Raw genomic sequence first — 24,252 nt, 5'->3', positions numbered from 1 at the left:
CCAATTCTTTATTTTTTATTCTTTATTCTTTCTCTCAATAATTCAGGTTCATTTGTGGTGATGTAATCAAATTTGTTTTGAATGATCCAATCCATATCAGCCGCTTCATTAACTGTCCAGGCGTTTAGAATAATATTATTCTCTTTTGCTTCTTTAATCCACTCGGGATGTTTTTTAAAGAAGGAATAATGATAATCGACACCATTGATATTGTCTGCTTTTACTTCTTTTGGAGATTTGTTTCCTTCTAAATATTGCAAAACTGTTTTTTGATCTACTTTTCTAATTTCTTTTAGGATTTCGTAATCAAAACTAATATAGCAGGTATTTTTATCAGCCTTTAGTTTTCTGATCGTTTCAACCGTTCTTAGCGCCGTTTCTTTTCCTCTTTCTTTACTTATTTCCGAAGGTTTTATTTCGCATACCAAAAGTGTGTGTTTATTATTCCTTTTGCCTTCAACAATATATTCATGCAGAGTTGGAAGCTTTTCTCCGTTAGAAAGTTTAAACTTGATTAGGTCGGCATAATTTGTTTCTTCAATAAGCAATTGATTATAATGTGCATCGTGATTGATTACTAATGAATCATCTGCGGTTCTCCAAACGTCAAATTCTGATCCGGGAAGTTTTAAGTCGATAGCATGCCTGAGAGAAGCTATTGAATTTTCAGGTAAGTTATTTTTTTTCCATGCTCCACGATGTGCTACGATAGCATTTTTCTGTGCATTACAAGAAGAGAAACCAACTATGATCAGCATTATAAGAAATGCGTAAAATGTTTTATTTGTATTCATTGTATAGAAATTAAGATTTGTATTTTTTAATTAGTACTATCGAATTTACTTACAAAATAGAGTTTTAAAGCTAAAAAAAAGCCCTTCGAACTAACAACGAAGGGCCGATCAATAATAAATAAACCAACTATTTAGTTAACTCAAAACTAACTTTCTTATCTGCATTTGAATTTCCACCAACGAAAACATCAAACTGTCCAGGTTCTGCTACAAATTGTAAATCAGAATTATAAAATTTTAAATCTTCAACTGTGATATCAAAAGTCACGGTTTGTTTTTCACCTTTTTTAAGTGTAATTTTTTGGAAATTTTTCAGTTCTCTAACTGGTCTTGTTACTGAACCAACTAAATCTCTGATATATAACTGAACTGTTTCTTTTCCGTCATATTTTCCAGTATTAGCAACATCTACAGTTACTTTTAATTTTCCTGTCGCGTTCATTTTATCAGATGAAATTTTCAGGTTTGAATACTCAAAAGATGTATAACTTAAACCAAAACCAAATGGGAATAATGGCTCGTTTCTTTCGTCGATATAATTAGATCTGAACTTTTCGAATTTACCTTCTGTGTTAGAAAGTGGTCTTCCTGTATTTTTGTGTGCATAATAAATTGGCAACTGACCAACGCTTCTAGGGAAAGTTGATGTAAGTTTTCCAGAAGGATTTACATCTCCAAATAAAACATCAGCAATAGCATAACCTGCTTCACTACCTGCAAACCAAACATTCAAAATTGCAGGAACAGTTTCGTTTTCTTCTTTGATTACTAATGGGCGACCATCGAATAAAACTAAAACAACTGGTTTTCCTGTTTTTAATAATGCATTTAATAAATCTTTTTGAGCTTGTGGAATTTCTAAATTCGTACGGCTGCTAGATTCTCCACTTAATTCAGCAGATTCTCCAAGAGCTGCAACAATCACATCAGATTGATTCGCTACTTTTAAAGCTTCTGCTAATAACTCTTCTTTTGAACGACCATCACGGTGTAATGTTTTACCAAACATTGTCGCGTTGGTTTCAAAAGTTTCATCGTAATCTAAGTTACTTCCTTTAGCATATAATATTTTTGTAGAAGGTCCTGCTACTTCTTTGATTCCTGCTAAAAGTGAAATAGCATTTTCCATTTTGGTAGCGACACTCCAGGTACCCGGCATATTTTCTTTAGCATCAGCCAATGGTCCTATTAAAGCAATAGTTCCTGATTTTTTAAGTGGCAATACCTGTCCTTGATTTTTTAGTAAAACCAATGATTGTGCTGAAATTGATCTTGCCTCTTTTCTGCTGCTTGTAGTAAATATTTCAGTTTTTGCTCTTTTTTCATCACAATATTTATAAGGATCGCTGAACAATCCTAAATCATATTTAGCTTCCAGAATAAGTTTTACAGCATTATCAATGGTTTCGATAGTTACTTTTTTCTCGTCTAAAGATTTTTTCAAAGTTCCTAAGAAACCTTCTCCCACCATATCCATTTCTACACCTGCATTTAGAGACTGAGCAGATACTGCTTGTAAATCTCCCATACCATGCTCGATCATTTCCGGGATTCCGGTAAAGTCAGTTACTACGAAACCTTTAAAGCCCCATTGTTTTCTTAAAACATCTGTCATTAACCATTTGTTTCCTGTTGCTGGAATTCCGTCAACTTCATTAAAAGAAGCCATAACAGATCCTACTCCTGCATCAACAGCTGCTTTGTAAGGAGGGAAATAATCATTAAACATTCTGATATGACTCATATCAACGGTGTTATAATCACGACCACCTTCAGGAGCTCCGTATAAAGCGAAATGTTTTACACACGCCATAATCGAATTGTTTTTCGAAAGATCGTGTTGTTGGTATCCGTTTACCATTGCAGTTGCAATTCGGCTTCCTAAGTATGGGTCTTCGCCCGAACCTTCAGAAACTCTTCCCCAACGTGGATCACGAGAAACATCAACCATTGGAGAAAATGTCCAGTTGATACCGTCTGCACTTGCTTCCTGAGCTGCAATTTGAGCACTTCTTTCGATCAATCCCATATCCCATGTACAAGATAATCCTAACGGAATTGGGAATGTTGTTTCGTACCCGTGAATAACATCCATTCCAAAAATCAATGGAATTTTTAAACGGCTTTTTTCAACAGCAATTTTTTGTACTTCTCTAATTTTTTGAACAGATTTAATATTGAATAAACCTCCAACTTTACCTTCAGCAATTTTTGTCGCCACGTCAGAACTGTTTGCTTGTCCTGTAGTAATATCTCCAGAAGTTGGTAAATTAAGCTGACCTAATTTTTCATCCAATGTCATTTTCGACATTAATTCCGCTACAAACTCTGACCTTGGTTTAATTTTTACTGTATTTTTAGTATTCTTTTTCTGAGCATAACCCAAAACAGCACATCCTAAAAATAGTAAGACTAATTTGTTTTTCATTCTATTATATTTATTTGTTCGTATTCATTTTCATTTGTTTAAACATCCAGTCATAAATTTCCTGATTGTCATAAACTCTCGACCAACTATCGTGGCCTGCATCATCAAAAATGGTCAATTGAACATCTTTGGCATTGCACTTTTTTAATTCTTTGTAAATGGTGATCGCATAATCTACCTTTACTACATCATCTAATAATCCGTGGAAAATTCTGGTTGGAATATTAGCAACTTTACAAGCACTTTCTAATTCAATCAAATCAACAAAACCGGAAATAGGTACAATTGCCGCAAACTTATCGGGATATGATAATGCCAAATTCCATGCTGCCCAACCTCCGGAACTTAAACCGGTAACATATATTCTGTCAGGATCTATTTTGTTCTCTTTTTGAATTTTTAAAATCAATTCATTAATCGATTCAATATTCCAATTTTCATCTTGTTTGCATTGAGGAGCTAAAACATAAGCATCTAATTGATGTGTTTTCAGATACTTTAAAGGCCCATTAATTTTTACTTTTTCAATGTCTGTTCCTTTTTCTCCATCACCTGAAATAAAAACTATTAATGGCTTTTTATCTTTTGTATTTACCGGCTTGTGTAATGCATAACCCAATTCATATTTGGTTACTTGTACTGTTTTTATTTTTCCGGTTGTTTCGCTTTGCGCAAAACCCATTACAGAAAATAATATTGCTATTAATGCTATTTTAAATTTCATTCGAAATGCTATTAAATTCCGTATTTCCCCGATTTAAAACCAAGCTTAACTAAACCTTGTTTTACTTCTGGTGCATTCATGAATAATTTCCATAATAACCCTGTGCGGTAATTTTCGATCATTACGACTTCTGGTCCCTGATCGATTGCTAAATATCGTTTTGCAACCCAATTATTGTTTTGTAAACTCAATGCATCATAAAAACCGGCGTCTCCCCAAGTTTCTTTTTTATGATTATCATATAAATTACGTATTACGGCTATAGACTCTTTTGGAGTGTAAACAATTGAACTAATTGCAGCTGTTGGCGACATAACCCCCTGATCGTTGCTTGGCATATGCGCATTATATCCAATTGATCCATCAGGATTTCTTGAATAAGAAGCTGTTAATCCCCAATATTCAGGTCCGTAACCTTTCTTTGGATTTTCTATACAATACTGATAATTGATTTTTGTCTGATTAACATTCAAATCCCAATAATTTGCATATTTATCTGTTAATTGATTTGGGTCTAATCCTACATAAGAATAATGCGCCCAAAACAATGGTCCTCCAAACTCTTCTGCTCCATTATGTTTAAGAATTAACGGAAGATTATATTTTGTATTAGATGAAACGATTCCTCCACTTCTTGCCCAACCTTCATGATACGCTTTTGCATCAATTGAATGTGTTGGTGATGATGCTGCCAATACATAAGTAATCAAACATTCGTTATATCCCTCAAGAGGAAAATTCATTTGCCAGTCATAGGTTGGCGACCAATGCCAGTATAGTACGTTTTTATTATTTGTAAACCATTGCCAGTCCACCCCTTTCCAAAGTGCGTCATATTTTTGAGCGACAGCTTTTTCGTTCTCAGAACCATCTTTAAGATATTCACGAACTGTAATCATTCCCGCAACCAAAAATGAAGTTTCGACTAAATCGCCACCATTATCCTTGGTTCCAAAAGGCTTTACTTTTCCTGTATTTCCGTCAATCCAGTGTGACCATGCTCCATGAAAACGGTCTGCTTTGCCTAAAAAATCAGCAATTTTGTTAAGTCTTTCAACTCCTTGTTCTTTTGTGATATAACCTTGAGACATTCCTGAAACAAGCGCCATCAATCCAAAACCTGATCCTCCTGTAGTAACAATATTCGAATCATTTTCAGGATAAACTCCATCTGGATGATAACGTTCTCTTGCTAACCCGGAATTAGTCTCCGCATAATCCCAAAAATATTTAAATGTTTGTTTTTGAACTGTTGATAGAAGTTCTTCATCTGTTAATTTTACAGCAACTGCATTCTCTTTTTCATTTTCTTTTGATTTCTCAGAATTGGATCCGCAACCAAAAAGACTAAAAACTAATAATAAAACTGAAATTCTAACCATTATAAAAAATTATGTAATTTATAAATAATCACTTCCTTCAATTTATGAAGGAAGTGATTTAAAATTTAATTAGTAACCACCTGGGTTTTGTTGCGAAAGTCCACCCGCTTCTCGTAAGAATGTAGTTGGAATAGGCCATAACTCATGTTTTCCAACAACAAAAGTTTTTCCATCTGCTGCCATAGCTGCTGGAGCTTGTCCTGTTCTCACAATATCAAACCATCTGTCATGCTCAAAAGCAAATTCTAATCTTCTTTCTTTGTAGATTGCTTTTCTAATATCATCCTGAGAAGTAAAAGGAGTATCTCCTAATCCTGCTCTTTTACGAATTACATTAACCAAAGGAATAGCTTCTGATGTTTGTCCTAATTCGTTCAAAGCTTCAGCCTTCATTAAGATTACTTCTGCATATCTTAAATATCTAAGATTTGTATCTGTAAATTCCTGATTATAAAATTTTGATGAATATGCTTTATAATTATACATTGCATTAGCTACTGTTGAAGGTACCGCAGTACCGTCATATAAAACTGAGCCTCTGAAAATAATGGTTGCAGCTCTTCTAACATCTCCAGCTTCATAAGCATTTGCTAAACCTTGAGTTGGCGTGTTGAATCCCCAACCCCATCCTCCAGCACCACGTGGTGCCTGAGAAACAGTATAGTTTCCAATTCCAAAACCAGGAGTAGATGTTCCTCCAATTCCATCAATCTCAAAAATAGATTCAGGACCAAATTCCCCTTCTTTTTTATATTGATCAGCGTAATCTGCAACTAAAGCATATCCTGTAACTTTATCACAATTGTCAATTACTTTTTGCCAATTTTTTTGATATAAATTTACTTTTGCTAACAAAGCATATGCTGCCCCCTTAGAAACTCGCTTTTTATCATTTCCTACATAAGCAGATTTTTCTGGTAAATTTGCAATAGCATCTGTTAAATCTTTTTCTATAAAAGCATAAACTTCTGCTGCTGATTTACGAGTTAACTGCATTTGTTTATCAGCATCTGATATCGGCACACCAGACAAATGATCTACAATAGGAACTCCACCATATCCTTTTACTAAAGTAAAATACATAAAGGCTCTCATAAATTTAGCTTCTCCCTCTAGCCTTACTTTTAAAGCCGGTGTAACTTTGTCCAGTTTAGGAAAAATATCTAAAGCTTGATTACATCTATTTATTCCTGCATAATTAGCATTCCAAGTAGATTCAAAAGAAGCTGTTGAAGCATTGTAAGTTAAAGCATCAATAATATCTTTATCTCCTCCGGCATCTCCAGGATCCGAACCTTTATCTGCATCATCTGTTATAATACTTGACACTGCGTTCCAACCAAAAGAAGACATTTCCCATCCTAAAAACTGATTGTAAATTGCAGTTACATAACTATTTGCACCCTCATCAGTATTTACCAACTCTGTTTCAACCGGAATTGATTCTGTCGGACTAACATCCAAGAAGTCATCTGCGCATCCTGCAAAGAGCAATCCGGAAAGCACAAACATTGATATATATATTCTTTTCATAATATTAAAATTTTAAATTAGCACCAATAACAAATGATCTCAATGATGGATAAGCATCTAACTCAACTCCTTGAGTACCTTCAACCAATTTACCATCTCCAGTAACATCAGGTGAGAACCCTGAGAATTTTTGAGTGATAAACGGATTTATTGCATTTATATATATTCTGCAAGAACTAATAAATTGGTCTTCTTTAAGTGGAAGTTTATATCCTAAAGTAATGTTATTGATTCTAAAGAAATCTGCTGACTCCAAGAAAAAAGTAGAAGCGTAAGGCGTAACGTTAGAAGGGGCCGGATTAGAAGAAGTTGTGTTAGTTGGTGACCAGAAATCACGTGCTACCGAAGCTTCAATATTTTCTCCACCAAAACGCTGTGCCTTTTTACCGTTATATACTTTAGCTCCTCCTGTTCCATATCCATCAACAGAAAAATCGATGTTTTTATAATTTAATCCTAAAGTTACTCCGTAAGTAGAAGATGGTAAAAGTGTCCCTACATATTTTTTATCAGTTCTCTCATTTAATGCTGTCTGAACTACTTTATCCCCGTTTGCGGTGTAATATAACATATTGCCATTTGTTTGATCAATTCCAGCAAATTCATACATATAATAACTTCCTAAAGGCTGTCCTACTGAGGTATTATCAAGTATTTTGGTATTTTGACCATTTCCTAAACTTCCACCAATAATAGGAGACAACTGAACATTTTTAAGATTAGTAAGTTCATTTTTATTGTGAGAAAAATTACCTCCAACCCAATAGCTTAAATTATCATTTATTTTATCATCCCAACGCAATGCAATTTCATAACCTTTGTTAGATACTTCTCCAATATGTGAAGGCGTAGCTACAGTAATTCCTGAAGTTGAATAAGGTTTAACATTTAAAATTGTGTTTGTTGTATTTTTGTCATATACATCAAAAGAACCTTTTAATCTATTGGTAAACAACTCAAAATCAAAACCTGCAGAAAGTTCTTCTACAATCTCCCATGATAAATTAGGATCTACTTGCGAATTAATTGATGTTCCTGATCCAAGACTAGGATAATCTAATCCAGAAGTAAAAGTTTGAGTATTCAATGGTACATTCTGATTTCCTAATTTACCCCAAGAACCTCTTAATTTTAATAAATTAAGTACTTCTACTTTACTTAAAAAGCTTTCTTTAGACACAACCCATCCTAAACCAACTGAAGGGAATGTTCCCCAACGTTTGTCATCGGCAAATTGTGAAGATCCGTCACGTCTTACAGTACCTGTAAGCAGATATTTATCCATCAGTTTATATTGAAAACGTGCAAAATAAGATTGTAATCGTCTTTGATTCAATGCCTCATCTTTATAACCTGTTACTGAACTGGCAACATTGATATCTTTTAAAGACCAATAGTCAGCATTAGCATTTACGTTCTTTCTGTCAATAGTTAATTTCTCTCTCGTACCTTGAACATTAGCCTCAATACCTGCGGTAACTTCAACATCATGAATTTCTGCAAAAACTTTATTATATGTTAGATAATTAGACAAATTCCAATTAAAATACTCATCTCTAGTTCTTGTCAAAGTGTTTACATTCAAATCTCCAGGATATTTTGATTGTACACGAGTAGGATCTGCTGATAGCCAAAGCGCGACATTATCAACATAATTATATTGTTTGTAAGTATAATATTCTCCATTAAATTGTGAAGTAAATTTTAATGATTTGATAATATCATAATCCAATTTCAAACCTCCTTGCAAAGTAACACTTTGTTGCTTCTCATTTGTATAATCTAATTGAGCTACCGGATTTCCAACATTATTAAATGAATCTCCAGTTTCACTTACAACTCCATTTGAAACAAATGGCACACCGTATTTTCCATCTGCATAACGAACAGGAACTAGTGGAGATTGTCTGTAAGCATTTGTAAATGCACTTAATGGCATTGGATTATTTTTTACTGTACTTACACTCATGTTTTGAGTTATCTTAACTTTCTCTGAAAGTTTAAACTCATTATTATTTCTAATAGTAGTACGTCCATAATCAGATCCGTTCAAAATTCCTTTTTCTTCGTAATTTCCAACGCTAAAAAAGTATTTTACATTGTCTGAAGACCCAGAAATAGCAATATTGTTTTGAGTAAAAGAACCTGTTCTTGTAATTGCATCAAACCAATTAGTATTATAAGGTTGATTTGCCGAGAATCTGCCATTTGGAAAATCTCCTATGTAAGCAGCATTACTGTAACGTACATATTCATCAGCATTTGCCATTTTTACATTTTTTAGAGGAGTTCTAAAACCTGCAAAACTTTCAACTTCAACATTCATTTTTCCTTTTCCTGCTTTTGTTGTAATCATAATTACACCATTTGCACCTCTGGTTCCATAAATAGCTAATGAAGATGCATCTTTCAAAATTTCGTAAGATGTAATGTCATTAGTATTAATGTTGTTGATATTCTCAGTTGGCATACCATCTACAACATATAAAGGATTTCTACCTCCTAATGCCGTTCCAGCCCCTCTAATTACAACTGATGGTGTGCTTCCAGGAGCATCAGAACTAGATACCTGAACCCCCGCAGCTTTACCTTGAATAGCCTGAGAAGCGTTCATGACTTTCATTTTGGTAATTTCTTCAGATTTAATTGAGCTTACTGCTGAAGTATTATCAATTTTCTTTCTGGTTCCATAACCAATAACGACAACTTCTTTTAAGGCTGTATCTTCAGCTTCTTTTAATGTAATTGTCATTGGCGCGGCAGTTGCCGGTACAGAAACTGCATCAAAGCCTAACATTGAGACTTTTAATATGTCTCCTGGTTTTGCATTGATTGTAAAGTTTCCGTCAAAATCTGCGTCAGTTGTAGCTTTAGCATCAGAGGAAGCAATAACTGCTCCTGGAACTCCCATTCCGCTACTGTCTACGACTTTTCCTTTAATTGCTTGTCCAGACATATAAGCTGGCAGTAGCAAAAGTGCTAAAAAGCTAAAAATAAAATTTTTCATACAGTTCGTAATCATTTAAGTTAGTAGAGCCAAATTAAACAATTACAACGTTGTAGTACATCATATACCACTACAACATAGCTACATCATTATGTTAAAATAATATTGTATAGTGTTAAAAATGAACATTATAAATGTTAAAACATTTACTTTAACATAACGTTATGATGTAGTAATGATGTATTGGAATTATATAAAAAATGATATTCAAAAATATAAAATCGATAAAAATCAAAGACAAATCTTATAGACTTAATAAAAATTTTGAGAGATTTTCTTCCTGAGAGAGATTTAATTTCTTTCTTAAGCGATATCGGTGTAGTTCTACCCCTCTAAAAGAGATATTCATCATAGGTGCAATTTCTTTTGAAGAGAGATTCATTTTCAGATAAACGCACAATTTTATATCCTTTGGTGTAAGATTAGGAAACTTTTTAGAGAGGTTTATTATAAACTCATTATGAATTTGATTCAGATTAGTTTCAAAAATTTCCCATTCGTGTTTGTTTACCTCGTTTATTTTAATTGCTTTTTTAATTTCACTTTTCAGCTTATTAAAATCTTTTTCGGAATCGAGAATGCTTTGTATATTTTCAATCATTTCACTTTGTTTGGCTATAGACAAAGATTTACCGGCAACTTCTGATGATTTAGTTTGCAATTCGAGTTCTAAAATATGCTTTTCATATTCCTGAACATTTATTTCATTCTCCGCTTTTAATTCCATTTCAAGAATTTCCCTTTGATGCTTTAATTCTTCTGCCTGCAATTTTAATTTCTGCATATAGCGAAGTTTGTTCCATTTATAATAGAAAAATAATACTGCTCCAATTACAAGTATATATAAAATGACCATCCATATTGAAAAATACCATGGTTTCGCTACATTAAATTCAAACTCTGAAACTTTCTCATAACTGGCACCATTATGTTTGTAAATTATCATAGAGTGACTGCCACTACTTAAATTATTTAATACAATTAATCCGTCTGAGATTTGAATAAAATCTTTATTATTGTTGAGCTTGTAAAATAAATTTGGCTTGCTGGCACCATAAATACCTGAGATTACATTTATCTTCAGTTCTGTATTGTATTTAATCGTAGAATCATCAAAAACCAGGTTATGATCATTAAATGCTTCGATTTTAACATCTGAATTCTGTTTGTTTTCATATTTCAACTGAAGGGAAATAAATCCATCATCCAGATTCAGCAAATAATGATTATTGGTTTTAAAAATTCTCAGATTATCGTTTATTAATTTTCCTTTATAATATTTCTCCTGAATAATATTCCAGACAAATTTATTTCCTGTAGCCAGAATGTGATATAAAATTCCATTTTGAAGTACCATAAAATGATCTTCATCAATAGCCACAACATCAGTTATATCTTTGAAGTTCACATTAAACAATTCATTTTCTTCCAATTTATTCGTTATAGAATTATAAGTATACCATGAATTATTAATTAGAAAAAGAATTTCATTTCTAAACTCAAAAATTTTGACTCCAAAATCATTTCTTATTTTACTTTGTTGGGTAATATTTTCAACTTTTTTCGTCTTATAATTATCATCGTATAAAACACGATACAATCCTCGGTAATTATCTGCAGCCCAGATTTCATTCTTTTTATTTTGGGCTACATATTTTATGGGTTTCGAAAGATCCTCGATCTTTTTCGTCTCTGTTAATTTTGAAATGTCATCATAAACTAAAACCCCGCTGTAAGTTGACTGAAAATAAGTATTCCCAATAATGCTTTTTGACAAATTCCATCCACCGCTAACGTTATTGGTTTTTACTAATGCTCCATTACTATAACAAAATGTACCATCATTATGTCCGATGATATACTTATCCTCAATTTTAGTAATATTCCAGGCTTGCCCTTGTGTATTCGGCATCATATGAAATTTCCCCGAATCAAATTCAAACACGCCATGATTTGAGGCGATCAAATATCCTTTATTAGTTGTTGCTACGGAGTAAACGGAACCCAAAAGACCTGAATTATCATAAAAAAAGGAAATTGGAGAATTGACTTCTACATGAGCAATTCCGTTATCTAATCCTAGCCATAAATCATTTTCTTTATCAAAACCAATGCTTAAAATAGAGTTATTCATTAAAACATTATTTCGATCTATATTTTTATAGGTATTTGTTGGGAAATCGTATATAAAAAGGCCTCTGTTTCCGGTTCCTATTACCAGTTTATTTCCTTTAATAAATTTAGCGACATTTATAGTAGCGGCTTTTAAAGTTTCATTTAAAGGATTATTCCAAGGTCTTAAACCGTCTTTTTCTACTATAAATATTCCCTTTTTTTGTGTGAAAATGTAGGTTTTATTTTCATATTTCTCTATGGCATGTACCACTGTCTTTTTTAAGACATTCCACCCTTGAGGATTTGTAATTTCAGATCCATTCATTTTAAAAAGACCTTTTTCTACCGAGGCTACATAAACATCATTATCTACTACGAAGCAATACGATATTAAAAAAGGAAATTTAATTTTCTGAATGTGTTTTCCATCATAAATAAAAACATCATTAAACGACTGAAAATAAATTGATCCGTTGAATCTGAAAATTTTCCAGATTTCTTCATTGTCTTTTTCATCAAACAAACGCAGATTCTTAGTAATCGAAACATAATGCATTTGTCCTTCTTTTCTATACCAATAACCAAATTCCTTATAAGAACCCGAATATATTTTGTCCCCTTCAATCATAATTGAACGGATAATGGTTTTATTAGGTAAAGTATATTTTTCCCACATTACGCCATCGTATCGTAATAAATAGTGATTATTGGCAAAATACATAGCATTATCTTTTCCCTGAGCGACATTCCAGATTTGATTGTCTCCCTGATAATCTGATTTATTGTAATTTTCTACGAAAGGAAGTAATTCTTGCGCTTGTAGTTGTGAAGCAATGAAAAAGAAGAAAAATAGTTTTAAAAGTATCGATTTCAAAATATTCGTTTTTATCTTCAAAGATACTGACAAATATTTTAATCTTAAAGCATAAAAAAAGCTCCACAAACGAGGAGCTTTTGTAAATTTTAGTATGTTTTAATTTTCAAGTAAATGATATACCTGACTCGCAATTTCATATTCTTCATCAGTTGGTATAACCAAAACTTTTGTTCTTGAATTTGGAGTATTAATTTCTCTAATTTCTCTTGAACGGATTTGATTTTTTTCATCGTCTAATTCAATTCCAAAATAATCCAGATCAGTACACACTAATTGACGCATATGCGCTGAGTTTTCGCCAATTCCTGCTGTAAAAACGATAGCATCCAAACCATTTAAAGCTGCTGTATACGCACCAATAAATTTCTTAATACGATAAGCATTCATCAATAAAGCGAGCTGGCAATCCTTATTTCCATTAGCCGCTTCTGTCTGAATGTCACGTAAATCGCTATATCCTGTAAGACCAAGCATTCCGCTTTGTTTTAATAAAATTGAATTCACTTCATCTGCAGAATATCCCAGATTTTTAATCATATAAAAAATTACCGACTGATCAATATCTCCTGCACGGGTTCCCATTATTAGACCATTTGCAGGTGAGAATCCCATAGTATGGTCGATACTTTTTCCATCTTTGATTGCAGTCATACTGCAGCCGTTTCCTAAGTGAATGGTGATTATTTTTGAGCTTTTCTCTAAATAATCTATTGCTTTTTCAGAAACATATTTGTGGCTTGTTCCGTGAAAGCCATAAACTCTAACTTTATTCTCTGTTAAAAGATAATTAGGAATGGCATATTTATGTGCTTCAACAGGAATTGTTTGATGAAAAGCGGTGTCAAAAACTGCTACTTGTTTTGCCGTTGCAAAAATTTCCTCGGCTACATTTATTCCTACTAAGTGTGCAGGATTATGTAACGGAGCCAATTCTGAAAGCTCTTTTATTTTTTCTTTAACCTCTTCTGTAATAATGGTCGTGTCTGAAAAATAACTTCCTCCATGTACCACACGATGTCCAACCGCACCAATTTCTGAAGTAGATTTTATAACTCCTTTTTCAGGATCTAAAAGCATATTGGCCACTTTTTGCAAACCTACTTTATGGTTCGCAATTGGAAGCAATTCTTCTATTGAATCTGATGAAGTTTTAAACGTTACATTTGAAGTTTCTAGTCCAATTCTGTCAATCATACCAGTACAAATTACTTCGTTTGTTGGCATAACCATTAATTGGTATTTTATTGATGAACTTCCTGAATTGATAATTAATATTTTCATTTTTTTTCTGTTTTTGCCACAAAGGCACTAAGTCACTAAGTTTTTTTTTTACTAAAAGGCTCAAAGCTTTTTACATTTATTTAGAACCGAATTCAAACGCGGATTACACAGATTGCTAATCCACTAAGTTTTATTTTAATTTTTAATTCTAAATTTTATAATTGATTATAATCCTTGCGCCTGAATAGCTGTAATAACTACTGTATTTATAATATCATCTACCGTACAACCACGGCTTAAATCGTTTACGGGTTTGTTTAAACCTTGCAGCATTGGTCCAATAGCTAATGCTCCTGTTTCTCTTTGTACTGCCTTATAGGTATTATTCCCGGTATTTAAATCAGGAAAAATAAGTACACTCGCCTGCCCTGCTACTTCAGAATCGGGCATTTTACTTTTACCAACTGCACGATCTACTGCAGCATCGTATTGAATTGGGCCTTCAATTTTTAAATCCGGACGTCTTTGTTTTACAATTTCGGTTGCAGTTCTTACTTTATCTACTTCATCTCCTTTTCCTGATGAACCTGATGAGTAAGAAAGCATGGCAATTTTAGGCTCTATTCCAAAGGCTGAACTTGACTCTGCGGAAGAAATCGCAATTTCTGCCAATTGTTCTGCTGTTGGATTTGGGTTAATAGCGCAATCCCCAAAAACAGAAACTCTGTCTTCTAAACACATAAAAAATACCGATGAAACTACAGATGAATTTGGTTTTGTTTTAATGAATTGAAGTGCTGGCAATATAGTATGCTGAGTTGTATGAGCAGCACCTGATACCATTCCGTCAGCATGACCTTTGTATACCATCATGGTACCAAAATACGAAACATCTTCCATTAAATCCCTTGCCATTGTAATACTTACATTCTTCGCTTTACGAAGCTCATAATATGTATTGGCATAATCTTCATAAAGTTCAGATTCTTTTGGATTGATGATGTTTACTTTCGAAAAATCAAATGAAATTCCTAATTCGGCTACTTTGCTTTCAATTTGTTTTTTGTCTCCAATAATCGAAATATCTACTACATCCATCGCTAATAATCTTGATGTTGCAATGATAATTCGCTCATCACTTCCTTCTGGTAAAACAATATGTTTGCGGTGCTGTTTGGCTCTTTTGACCATATTGTACTGAAACATTTTCGGAGTCATGCCTTCAGCTTCAAAAGTGATTAATCTTTCGGATAAATCATCCATGGCAACAAATTTTTCGAAAGTACTAATAGAGGTTTCAATTTTATGCGTATTATTTGCATAAATTTCAGATTTAATAGCACCAATTTTATTGGTAATATTATAGGTACCTCCATCAACAGCAATAATAGGAACGATGGCTGAAAGTCCTTCGATAAGTTTTAAAATACTTTGTTCAGGAACAATATTTCCTGTTAGAATAATTCCGGAAATAGTAGGATAATTAGCCGATTCGTTAGCTTGTAAAGCACCCAGAATAATATCTGAACGATCTCCCGGAGTAATTACCAGAGCATTGTCATGCAAGTGAACTAAATAATTATGCAATTGCATGGCACCTACACTAAAATGACCAATTTCGTTGTTTAAGTAAGCGCTTCCAAACAATACTTTTGCATCTAACTGGTTGACAATTTCCTGCATTGTTGGATTGTTCAAACTTGAAATCAACGGAATTGTATTGATTAAAACATTCTCCGGTAAGCTTTTTTGTAATCCTTGTGTAACAAGTTCTATATTTTCGAATTGTACTTTATTTGCAATTACAGATAGTACTTCAACCTCTTTTACTTTAAAGGAATCATAGACCAAATAAAGACTATCCACTAACTCTTCTAGTGTTTTTCCAACTCCAGACCCAATAATAATAGTTGGAATACCTAGATTTTTTGCAATAAGAACATTCAAATCTAATTCTATCGAAGTTCCTTCGCCGGTAAAGCTTGTTCCTTCTACTAAAACGAAATCAAAACGTTCTTCAAGTTTTTTATATTTTTCTATAATCAAATCCAGGACTTCGCCTATTTTTCCTTTATTTTTTTTCTTGATCAGTTTACTTTTCGTTATTGCATAAGCATCTTCAAACTTAATATCAAGATTAAAATACGACAAAACGGTCTCGATGTGATTGTCTAATTCTCCATCAACAAAATCCTCTACAATCGGTCTAAAATAACCCACTTTTGCCGTTTTACCAATTAAAATACTCATCAAACCGAGCGTGATAATCGACTTTCCGCTATTGTGGTCACTTGTGGCAATATATACTGCTTTACTCATAATTCATATTTTGAAACTTAACAAATTTTTAATTATATATAATAAACGCTAAAACCAGCGTCTTTTTTTAAAATAGATTATCAGGGCTATCACCAATAAAACCATCGCGCCCAGCACAATAAAATACCCGTTTTTTGCTTTGAGTTCCGGCATGTATTCAAAGTTCATTCCATAGACTCCAACAATAAAAGTAAGCGGGATAAATACAGCCGAAATAATCGTAAGTGTCTTCATTATTTCATTCATTTTCCGGCTTTGTTCCGAAAAATAAAAATTAGAGGCACTTTCTAATGAACTCATATCCGAATCAATTTGTTCTAAAAGTTCTAAGCTTTTTTGATGCAAACGGATGAAAAAACTAAAGGTTTCTTTTTGAATTCCGTTATAGGTATCATCATCTTTAATTGTTTTTAGATAATACAAAGAATCCCTCAATGGAATAATCGAACGTTTTAAAAAATTAAAATTATCACGATGATTTTCTATCTTTTCCAGAATAATGGGGTCAGCTCCTTTTTTAGTTAAATTGATTAATTCTTCAATTTTATCCTCTTCGTCTTCAATCGTAATGTAAAAATTCTCCATTACGGCATCTAGTAGCAAGTAGAGCAAGTAATCTACTTTTTTTGTTCTTACAATTCCTGCATGTGTACGAAGGCGTTCCCTGATATGAGTAAAAAAATCGCTTCGTTTTTCCTGAAAAGAAATCAAAATTCCGTCTTTTAAGATAAAACTTATTTGTTCGACACTTATATTATCTGAATATTCAGATGGCAAAAGCGATTTTATATTAAAAAACAAAACATCTTTTTGTTCCTCAAGTTTGGTTCTTTTGGTTGTATTTAAAATATCTGCTAATAAAAAATCATCAAGTTTAAAATGAGCGCCAATTGTTTTGAGTAAGTTAATATCATTTAATCCGTGAATGTTAATCCAGTTATTTTTGGTATAATTAATACAGGTATTCAATGCCAAAACAGTAAACTTCTCATATTCAACTACATCTTCATTATCATACACAAAAAGCTGCATCTCAGTTTCATGTCCTTTTTGTGTGCCTGTATACTCTAAAGTGATATGTTGAAGCTTCCGCCCTTTCTTGTATTTGATCTTTCTCATGCAAAAATATTTTCATAGTAATATTACGAAAAAGAATTCGAACGATAAATGACATTTATCATTTTGACAGCATCGGTCTGAAGATATTTAAAAATGACGCATAAAAAAAGCCGAGTCATTTCTGACTCGGCTTTCTTAATATTTAGTATTAAGTACTTAATACTTATTTTACATCTTGTGAAATTGATGTCAGGGTTTCATTTGCAGCAATAATCTGTTTTACATCCAAATCAGTTGAAGTTCCATTTTCATCTACATAAGTAATTGTTCCAGCGGCACTATCTTGTGAAATTGATGTGATTGTTTCAGGCGTGTTAATAAATCCTGATAAATCTAAATCTGTTGCTGTTCCGCTCTCATCTTTGTAAGTGAAGATTCCAGTTGCAGGTACAAAAGAGGCTGAAGTCAAGGTTTCATTTGCAGCAATAATCTGTTTTACATCCAAATTTGTTGAAACTCCTTTTTCATCTACATAAGTAATTGTTCCGGCTGCACTATCTTGTGAAATTGATGTGATTGTTTCAGGCGCATTAATAAATCCTGATAGATCTAAATCTGTAGCACTTCCGTTCTCGTCTTTGTAAGTGAAGATTCCAGTTGCAGGTACAAAAGAGGCTGAAGTCAAGGTTTCATTTGCAGCAATAATTTGTTTTACATCCAAATCAGTTGAAGCTCCTTTTTCATCTACATAAGTAATCGTTCCAGCAGTAACATCTTGTGAAATTGATGTCAGGGTTTCTGGCGTGTTATTAAATCCTGATAAATCTAAATCTGTAGCAGTTCCGTTCTCGTCTTTGTAAGTAAAGATTCCCGTTGCAGGTACAAATGATGCTGATGTCAACGTTTCATTAGCTTTAACAACTGTAGAAAAATCAATTACATGAACTGCTCCATGATCATCTAAATAGGTGAATTCATTTGTAATTGGATTATAAATTACAGTACCTTCATTCGTTACTAATTCACTCGAAACAACCATTCTGTTCCAACGGTCATCCGTCCAATAATAGTAACCGGATTTTACATCAGAACGTGTAACTGTATTATAAACTAATAAACTATTAACGTTACCATTCGTTATTGTGGTTTTATCCGTAGAACTCGTTAATTGTACTTGAGGAATTAAAATACCTCTGTCCTTTGCTACAACTTCTAATTGAGAAGAAGAATTGGGTAACGGAGTACCAATACCAACTTGTGAATACGAAGTGAATCCGCAGCAAACTAAAATAAAGGGTAATATTTTTTTCATATCCATCTATTTGTATATCAAACAATTAAAACAAATTATAAGGTATGATATTCTTTCTGCAAAGATAGATTCAGACTAAACTTTAGGATTATCCCGATACTATATTAAAATAGAAAATAAAGGTTTTATTGCATAATAGAGTAGTTCTAGTACATGGATTTTCAAATAAATAAGATATTTAATTGCGCTTTTTTATTAGTATATTATACCGAAATATTGAAGCAAAACTTAAGGTCTTGCCTGATTTCAGTTGCACTTTAGAAGAGTCAAATAAAAAAGATATTATGTTTTTCAAATTTACATTTACAACCTTAGTGAAGATTATATAAAATTTAACTCTGACCTTTATTATAAGTTCTCAACAACCAAAGTACCAGTTTTAATTTTTTTATAATATATACACTATCTTATTTGCTTAACATCCTTTCTTGCAGATATTGCTTCGAATTCCTTTTTCTTTTGATTTTTTGATCTTTGCGTTCCAGATTATTGATTCCCGGCAGATTTCCGACACCTTGCAGTTAATACTTCATTTTTATCAGATTATTGTATGGGCATTGTAGGCCCGGAAGGCGACCCGAATGAAATTCAGCTACTGCAGAGAATGAAAAATAGCTTCCTGCACTTATAACCAAAAAAAACTCCAAAATCAAATGACTTTAGGAGGTTTGTAAATTATGGTGGTCGATGAGGGCTTCGAACCTTAAATTGGACAACGAGATACAGTATAATTCATTTCAATGACTATCTATTATCCTCTTCAAAAATAACCAATACTGAAAACCAACAACTTATGAATCAATGGTACAAATATGGAACAAAGTGCTTATTTTATTTCACAAAATAACATATTTCCTTTCTAAAAATCAATCTTTTTAAACTTTATTAGACAGGATTAGTTTGTGAATAAACTAAGTTTTTTTAATTAGAAAGAAATCCTCCTTCATCATTAAAAAAGGAAACTATATCTCCCCTTTTTATCTTTTCTAAAATCTTACTGTTATATTCATTATACTCTATCAGCGTAAAACATAGTCACGAAATAAATAAGGATTGATCATTTAAGTAAACAATAATGTTCCTATAAATGTTGAAGAAATGCTAGGTCATGCATCTGTCAAACAAACCGTAGCGTATGCTATTACAGAGCAAAAGACTATTGGACGTGAAATGTCCCTGCTCAACAAACGACTTAATAAAACTAATGTCAGTATTTCCAAATCAGATTTGGCTATACTGACTTGACTAGAGATGGAAATAAATGAAATTTAAAAAAATATAACATACCTCATCTTCTTAAGTTCATTTGTTTCAAAGCAAAATAAAAAGAGGCTATCTCATTTATTGAGATAACCTCTTTTCTACAATTCAACTCACTTTTATAACCTGGATGATAAGACGGACTGTACTTAATATAGCCGATTTCTTGAAGCTGCTTAAAATATTTATGATATTTAGGCAGTGTGTTAATGTGGGACATCTTCATAAGTTTACTTCGGCTCACTTTAATCTTCTGCCTCTCGCCTTGTCTGTAGCCCAAGCTTAAAATTGCTATTAAAAGTGCCAGATGCCATACGTTTAGTTGGGGATCGCCCATATAAATGGATAAGTAATCTATGATTTGGCCTTCAGTTTTATTATCAGCTTGATGAATCTTTGAACAGTTTTAGTAAATCTTCTTTATTATAGTGTATGAACCGGGAACCTTTTAAATCAGACTTTCTGTGTCATCTGTGCGTCTTTTTATTAATCCTTGGTTTTGCTGCATCTCTTTTAAAAGACGATCAATATTCTACATCCAAAACGAGAACGTGTCACATGTTGGGAAGATCTTCAGTATTAAAGATTTAATGACAGTTCAATTTTCCGGAGTTCAAAATCAAAAAAATAGATCCTGCTACCTCTGTTTTTTTTAAAAGAAGGCTCATAGCGCAGGTAACCATACTCATGCAATTCATGCATGCATTTATGATAGGTATATTTAGAAGATATCTTGGCAACAGGTGCCAGTTCATGCCTGAAGATTTCAATAGGATTGATAAAACCCTTAAGGGAACGGCATCGCAGCAGGGCCGCATAAATGGCAATATGGGTGCTGCTGATCCGATAATCCTTTTCAATCACAGAAAAGAAATCCGATAAGGGTTTTACACTTTCCATCAGTTCTAAATAGACTGTGATTTTACCTTTCTTTTCTTACCTTCTTTCTGTCCCCCGCCTTCGGGCTCACCATCAAGATCTTTCTGCTGTTCTTTAGACTCTTTTTTATCCAAGGCATTTTCCTTTTTCTCTTCCTTGCTTTCGCGGTGGTTAATGCGCTGTTTATCGCCGTCATAGACATTCAAAGTTTTAAATTGCGGGTTCGCCTCGACGTACATCTTGCTTTCCACGCCAGCTACAACAAAAGTTACAGACTGCAGGTTTCCTTTTTTTAGCGAGTTTAAAAGATCTTCTTTGTATTTTGGAGTATTCAGTTCTTTAATGGAATGTTTCTCAAGACTTGCTTCCAGATCGTAACCGTAATTTTGATGATATTGCTCCAGCTTAAAATTGGATTTATCATCAGAATTTTTAAAGTCTATTTTCAGCCAAGCATTATAAACTTCTCCTTCTCTGGTTTTTAGGTCCTTATTCACCGAGCGGCCTTCCATTAAATTATAAGCTTCTTTGAGCGTAATATTGCTGCTGTTATTATTAATGTAAAAAGTCTGTTTCAGCCCTTCTTTGGAATCCTCTTTTTTAAGGTTCACATGATATGAATTAAAAAAGTATAAATCGGTCTGATCTGATTTTTTAAAATTCAGCACTGCAGTCATGGAATCTGCTCCATACACACCTTCTTTCATCAGCTTAAATTCTGTCTCGCCTTTAAGCATTTTCTCTTTCAAGTCCTGGTCGAACGTTTCTCCAAAGCCAGTATATTTCAGCTGGTCTTTTAAGAACTCTAAGTTTTTCTCATTCATAATGTTTATATTTAAGTTATTTCCTAATAATTCATTTTTCTCTCTTTCCAAGCGGGCAAATCCAGTAAGATCAAATGCCTCATTGCATGAAGTATCAATTCCGCTCTTCATAAGTATGTTTAAGTTGCTTATCAGCGAAGTTGTCGGCAGACTCTCAAAATAGTCTGCATCGTTAGTCATCTCATAACAGTATTCCTTTGCTTCCCATGAAGTTTTAAAAAACTCAAGCGTGTAGCTGTCAGATATTTCATCTGAAGGAAAAGCTGCATAGTGATAACCACCTGCCACCATTTCTTTAGCAAGCCCCGACAAAATTTCAGTATCGGCTAAGTTTATTGTCATAATATATTTTAAAGTTTAAAAGTCATTACTGCCGGATGCAGGAATTGGAAATGCTTTATCACTTAGATTATTAATATTAACCTCTAAATGCCTTCCACCATTCTTTTCGATGAGCTGAAGTGTCAGATACTTATTCTCAGGAATCGTAAATTTCTCTACTGCATAGACTTTTATTACCTCAGATTTATAGGGAATTACAGCAGATGATGAAGTGGTATACAGCGGTAGGATTTCTATTTCTTGTGACGCAGTCCGCTTCGATTTTCTCTGGTCCCTTATAAAAAAACGCAGCTGGTCGATATCATAATTAATTTTAGATTTATTTTCCAATACGACTCTCAAATACAAAACATCCTGATGGATAAAAATACCATTTACCTCAAGTCTAATCTGAAACTTCGATTTTTTTAATCCGCTGGTCTTTTTCTTTTTTGATAAGGCAAGTGAGGCCAGCTGTTCTATTTTCTTTTGATTTTCGTGCTCCATTGAAAATAAAACATCTTTACTGGCAGCCACAGCATTTTCCGCGTTTATGTTTAAGTCGGGGCAGTTGTCATCATAATTCAGTACAAATACGTACAATCTGGCGTCGGTAGTGACCACTGTCAAATTGGTCTGGAAAAAATACTGTTTAGCGGCTTTTACCAGCAGTATATTCTCCACTCCTTTGGCTTTTTGCACCAGCACATCAGCGCTTCCTTTATCTACACTTTTAATCGAGTAAGGAAAAACGATGCTTGTTGTTTTAGAGTACCCGATCTGAAGGTTCTTATACTGCTCTTCATAAAACACAGTTTCTCTTTCTTTTAATTGTGGATAAGCTGAGACATAAAACAGCATTACTAATGTTAAAAACAATTGATTTATTCTTTTCATTTTTTCTCTTTTTTAAGGTTTAATTCTTTTGTTTTCATCATACAGAAGAACCTGATAACCGGCTTTCACAACCACTTTAATCAGTTTTACTTTTTTGCTCATCAGGCTTTTCGCCGCTTCAATTCCCATTCCGGCAGCCTGCGCACCCCAGGAGTCCGTAAGTCCTGTAAGCCCTAATGTTTGAATAGAACGATCAGCCGAAGCCTTGGCAACATCCCTGCTGACAGCACCGGGAATATAAATCCCATCAATACCGTCCATATCATACACCGTTAATTCCACCGGAAAAATTGAATTTCGAAACTGAATGTTGTTGATTTTAACTTCCAGCCTCTCCCCTTTTAAAGTTGCTATTCCATATAAAAATGTGTTTTTTGGAATCATAGTACCTTGGAGAAATATATCACTGCTTAGTCTGAGTTTCACTACAGAGCCATTGATAATAGTCTGAGTCTCGTGAATCACAGCCTCTATTGAATTTTGGTGCACCTCCTGCTCTATATGCTCATCTACTGTATAAAATGAGTTGTTCTTTATAGAACTCAGATCAGTTTTATCCTGCTGAAGTGAAGTCACATTATCTTCTTCTTTTTTACGGTTAACCGTAAAGATTTTTCCCTTTTTATTATCTGAAGACTGCTTTAACCTTTCCTGCACACGCGATGGATGCTGAATATCCAGTATGTTTTCAAGCATTCCGCCAAGCTGTTTTAGTTCGGGGTCAGGTTCATGGGACTCTCCCATCTTGCTCATCATTTGCTCTAAGCTCTGTATCTCATCAGAAACTCCTTTTGATGAGCCGTAGTTTTCAAATTCTCTCATATCCTGACCGTAATTTTCAGGTATGGCGGGCTGGCTGATTGCTTTTTGAAGGGCCTGCAGTTTTTCGTAAACCTTCTGCTCGTTCCTGTCTTGAAACGATGAATTAAAACCTATTTTGCTTTTTTGAAATCGTTGAACTTCAAAATCCGTATCTGGAAACTCTCCTAGGGATTCTTGTACTGTTTTTTGATTGGAATAATTAGGATCCTTTTTGATCTGTTCCTGAAGTTTAATAGAATCCACTGCTGCCTGATCATAATAACTCATTTTATCAAGCGCTGAATCTTCTTTAAATTTTGGAAGAGGCAGATTAAAATTAAATCCCTTTTTAATTTCATTTTTACCTCCCATCGCTTCCATCGTCCCTCCTCCCAAAGTGTAAAACAGAATCGTGATGAAAGGAAGTGTTATAAGGGGCAGAACCAAAAGCATTTTTCGCTTTTTGGATTCTTTGGGTGATATTGTTTTATGTTCCATG

15 protein-coding genes are annotated in these 24,252 nt (G+C 33.5%); all 15 read right to left on the bottom strand.

All coding sequences use genetic code 11. The features are described from left to right. Nucleotides 1-8: 8 nt before the first annotated feature. The gene (locus B0M43_RS14235; RefSeq protein WP_078008728.1) at nucleotides 9-794 is read right to left on the bottom strand and encodes a glycerophosphodiester phosphodiesterase family protein; all 786 of its coding nucleotides are present in this window, start codon (nucleotides 792-794) and stop codon (nucleotides 9-11) included. 127 nt (nucleotides 795-921) lie between these two features. Next, nucleotides 922-3,222, bottom strand: coding sequence for a beta-glucosidase BglX (gene bglX, locus B0M43_RS14230; protein ID WP_078008729.1), 2,301 nt, complete (start codon nucleotides 3,220-3,222; stop codon nucleotides 922-924). 10 nt (nucleotides 3,223-3,232) lie between these two features. Then, entirely contained in the window at nucleotides 3,233-3,946 is a 714-nt protein-coding gene (locus B0M43_RS14225) for a prolyl oligopeptidase family serine peptidase (protein WP_078008730.1), read from the bottom strand. Between the two features lie 11 nt (nucleotides 3,947-3,957). Next, nucleotides 3,958-5,328 carry a glucoamylase family protein gene (locus tag B0M43_RS14220; RefSeq protein ID WP_078008731.1) on the bottom strand — a complete coding sequence of 457 codons (1,371 nt, stop codon included), beginning with the start codon at nucleotides 5,326-5,328 and terminating at the stop codon, nucleotides 3,958-3,960. 69 nt (nucleotides 5,329-5,397) lie between these two features. Beyond that, nucleotides 5,398-6,861 carry a RagB/SusD family nutrient uptake outer membrane protein gene (locus tag B0M43_RS14215; protein ID WP_078008732.1) on the bottom strand — a complete coding sequence of 488 codons (1,464 nt, stop codon included), beginning with the start codon at nucleotides 6,859-6,861 and terminating at the stop codon, nucleotides 5,398-5,400. A gap of 4 nt (nucleotides 6,862-6,865) precedes the next feature. Beyond that, nucleotides 6,866-9,868, bottom strand: coding sequence for a SusC/RagA family TonB-linked outer membrane protein (locus B0M43_RS14210; protein WP_078008733.1), 3,003 nt, complete (start codon nucleotides 9,866-9,868; stop codon nucleotides 6,866-6,868). A gap of 244 nt (nucleotides 9,869-10,112) precedes the next feature. Then, a complete protein-coding gene (locus B0M43_RS14205; RefSeq protein ID WP_078008996.1) occupies nucleotides 10,113-12,857 on the bottom strand; it encodes a LuxR C-terminal-related transcriptional regulator in 2,745 nt (914 codons plus the stop codon). A 99-nt stretch (nucleotides 12,858-12,956) separates the two neighbouring features. Beyond that, nucleotides 12,957-14,141: an acetate/propionate family kinase gene (locus B0M43_RS14200; RefSeq protein WP_065450247.1), complete on the bottom strand. Its 1,185-nt coding sequence runs from the start codon at nucleotides 14,139-14,141 to the stop codon at nucleotides 12,957-12,959. A 165-nt stretch (nucleotides 14,142-14,306) separates the two neighbouring features. Next, complete coding sequence (pta, locus tag B0M43_RS14195; RefSeq protein WP_078008734.1) at nucleotides 14,307-16,400, bottom strand: phosphate acetyltransferase; 2,094 nt, start codon at nucleotides 16,398-16,400, stop codon at nucleotides 14,307-14,309. A 48-nt stretch (nucleotides 16,401-16,448) separates the two neighbouring features. Next, nucleotides 16,449-17,519: a magnesium/cobalt transporter CorA gene (gene corA, locus B0M43_RS14190; RefSeq protein WP_078008735.1), complete on the bottom strand. Its 1,071-nt coding sequence runs from the start codon at nucleotides 17,517-17,519 to the stop codon at nucleotides 16,449-16,451. 163 nt (nucleotides 17,520-17,682) lie between these two features. Beyond that, complete coding sequence (locus B0M43_RS14185) at nucleotides 17,683-18,771, bottom strand: hypothetical protein (protein ID WP_123921850.1); 1,089 nt, start codon at nucleotides 18,769-18,771, stop codon at nucleotides 17,683-17,685. A 1,839-nt stretch (nucleotides 18,772-20,610) separates the two neighbouring features. Next, entirely contained in the window at nucleotides 20,611-20,931 is a 321-nt protein-coding gene (locus B0M43_RS14170; protein ID WP_078008737.1) for a hypothetical protein, read from the bottom strand. Between the two features lie 5 nt (nucleotides 20,932-20,936). Further along, a complete protein-coding gene (locus B0M43_RS14165; protein ID WP_078008738.1) occupies nucleotides 20,937-22,076 on the bottom strand; it encodes a hypothetical protein in 1,140 nt (379 codons plus the stop codon). Nucleotides 22,077-22,091: 15 nt separating this feature from the next. Then, nucleotides 22,092-22,952 (bottom strand): conjugative transposon protein TraN, encoded by an 861-nt coding sequence (gene traN / locus B0M43_RS14160; RefSeq protein WP_078008740.1) that lies wholly within the window; start codon nucleotides 22,950-22,952, stop codon nucleotides 22,092-22,094. Between the two features lie 12 nt (nucleotides 22,953-22,964). Continuing rightward, complete coding sequence (gene traM, locus B0M43_RS14155; protein ID WP_078008742.1) at nucleotides 22,965-24,251, bottom strand: conjugative transposon protein TraM; 1,287 nt, start codon at nucleotides 24,249-24,251, stop codon at nucleotides 22,965-22,967. Between the last annotated feature and the right edge of the window lies 1 nt (nucleotide 24,252).

The organism is Flavobacterium sp. KBS0721 (assembly GCF_002007065.3).
Lineage (GTDB): Bacteria > Bacteroidota > Bacteroidia > Flavobacteriales > Flavobacteriaceae > Flavobacterium > Flavobacterium piscis.
Note: the sequence above shows the minus strand (reverse complement) of the source record. Positions and strands in the feature narration are given on the sequence as shown.

Coding starts and splice junctions, on each gene's coding strand:
- B0M43_RS14235 (WP_078008728.1), bottom strand. CDS start 794: ATGAATACAAATAAAACATTTTACGCATTTCTTATAATGCTGATCATA.
- bglX (WP_078008729.1), bottom strand. CDS start 3,222: ATGAAAAACAAATTAGTCTTACTATTTTTAGGATGTGCTGTTTTGGGT.
- B0M43_RS14225 (WP_078008730.1), bottom strand. CDS start 3,946: ATGAAATTTAAAATAGCATTAATAGCAATATTATTTTCTGTAATGGGT.
- B0M43_RS14220 (WP_078008731.1), bottom strand. CDS start 5,328: ATGGTTAGAATTTCAGTTTTATTATTAGTTTTTAGTCTTTTTGGTTGC.
- B0M43_RS14215 (WP_078008732.1), bottom strand. CDS start 6,861: ATGAAAAGAATATATATATCAATGTTTGTGCTTTCCGGATTGCTCTTT.
- B0M43_RS14210 (WP_078008733.1), bottom strand. CDS start 9,868: ATGAAAAATTTTATTTTTAGCTTTTTAGCACTTTTGCTACTGCCAGCT.
- B0M43_RS14200 (WP_065450247.1), bottom strand. CDS start 14,141: ATGAAAATATTAATTATCAATTCAGGAAGTTCATCAATAAAATACCAA.
- pta (WP_078008734.1), bottom strand. CDS start 16,400: ATGAGTAAAGCAGTATATATTGCCACAAGTGACCACAATAGCGGAAAG.
- corA (WP_078008735.1), bottom strand. CDS start 17,519: ATGAGAAAGATCAAATACAAGAAAGGGCGGAAGCTTCAACATATCACT.
- B0M43_RS14185 (WP_123921850.1), bottom strand. CDS start 18,771: ATGAAAAAAATATTACCCTTTATTTTAGTTTGCTGCGGATTCACTTCG.
- B0M43_RS14170 (WP_078008737.1), bottom strand. CDS start 20,931: ATGGAAAGTGTAAAACCCTTATCGGATTTCTTTTCTGTGATTGAAAAG.
- B0M43_RS14165 (WP_078008738.1), bottom strand. CDS start 22,076: ATGACAATAAACTTAGCCGATACTGAAATTTTGTCGGGGCTTGCTAAA.
- traN (WP_078008740.1), bottom strand. CDS start 22,952: ATGAAAAGAATAAATCAATTGTTTTTAACATTAGTAATGCTGTTTTAT.
- traM (WP_078008742.1), bottom strand. CDS start 24,251: ATGGAACATAAAACAATATCACCCAAAGAATCCAAAAAGCGAAAAATG.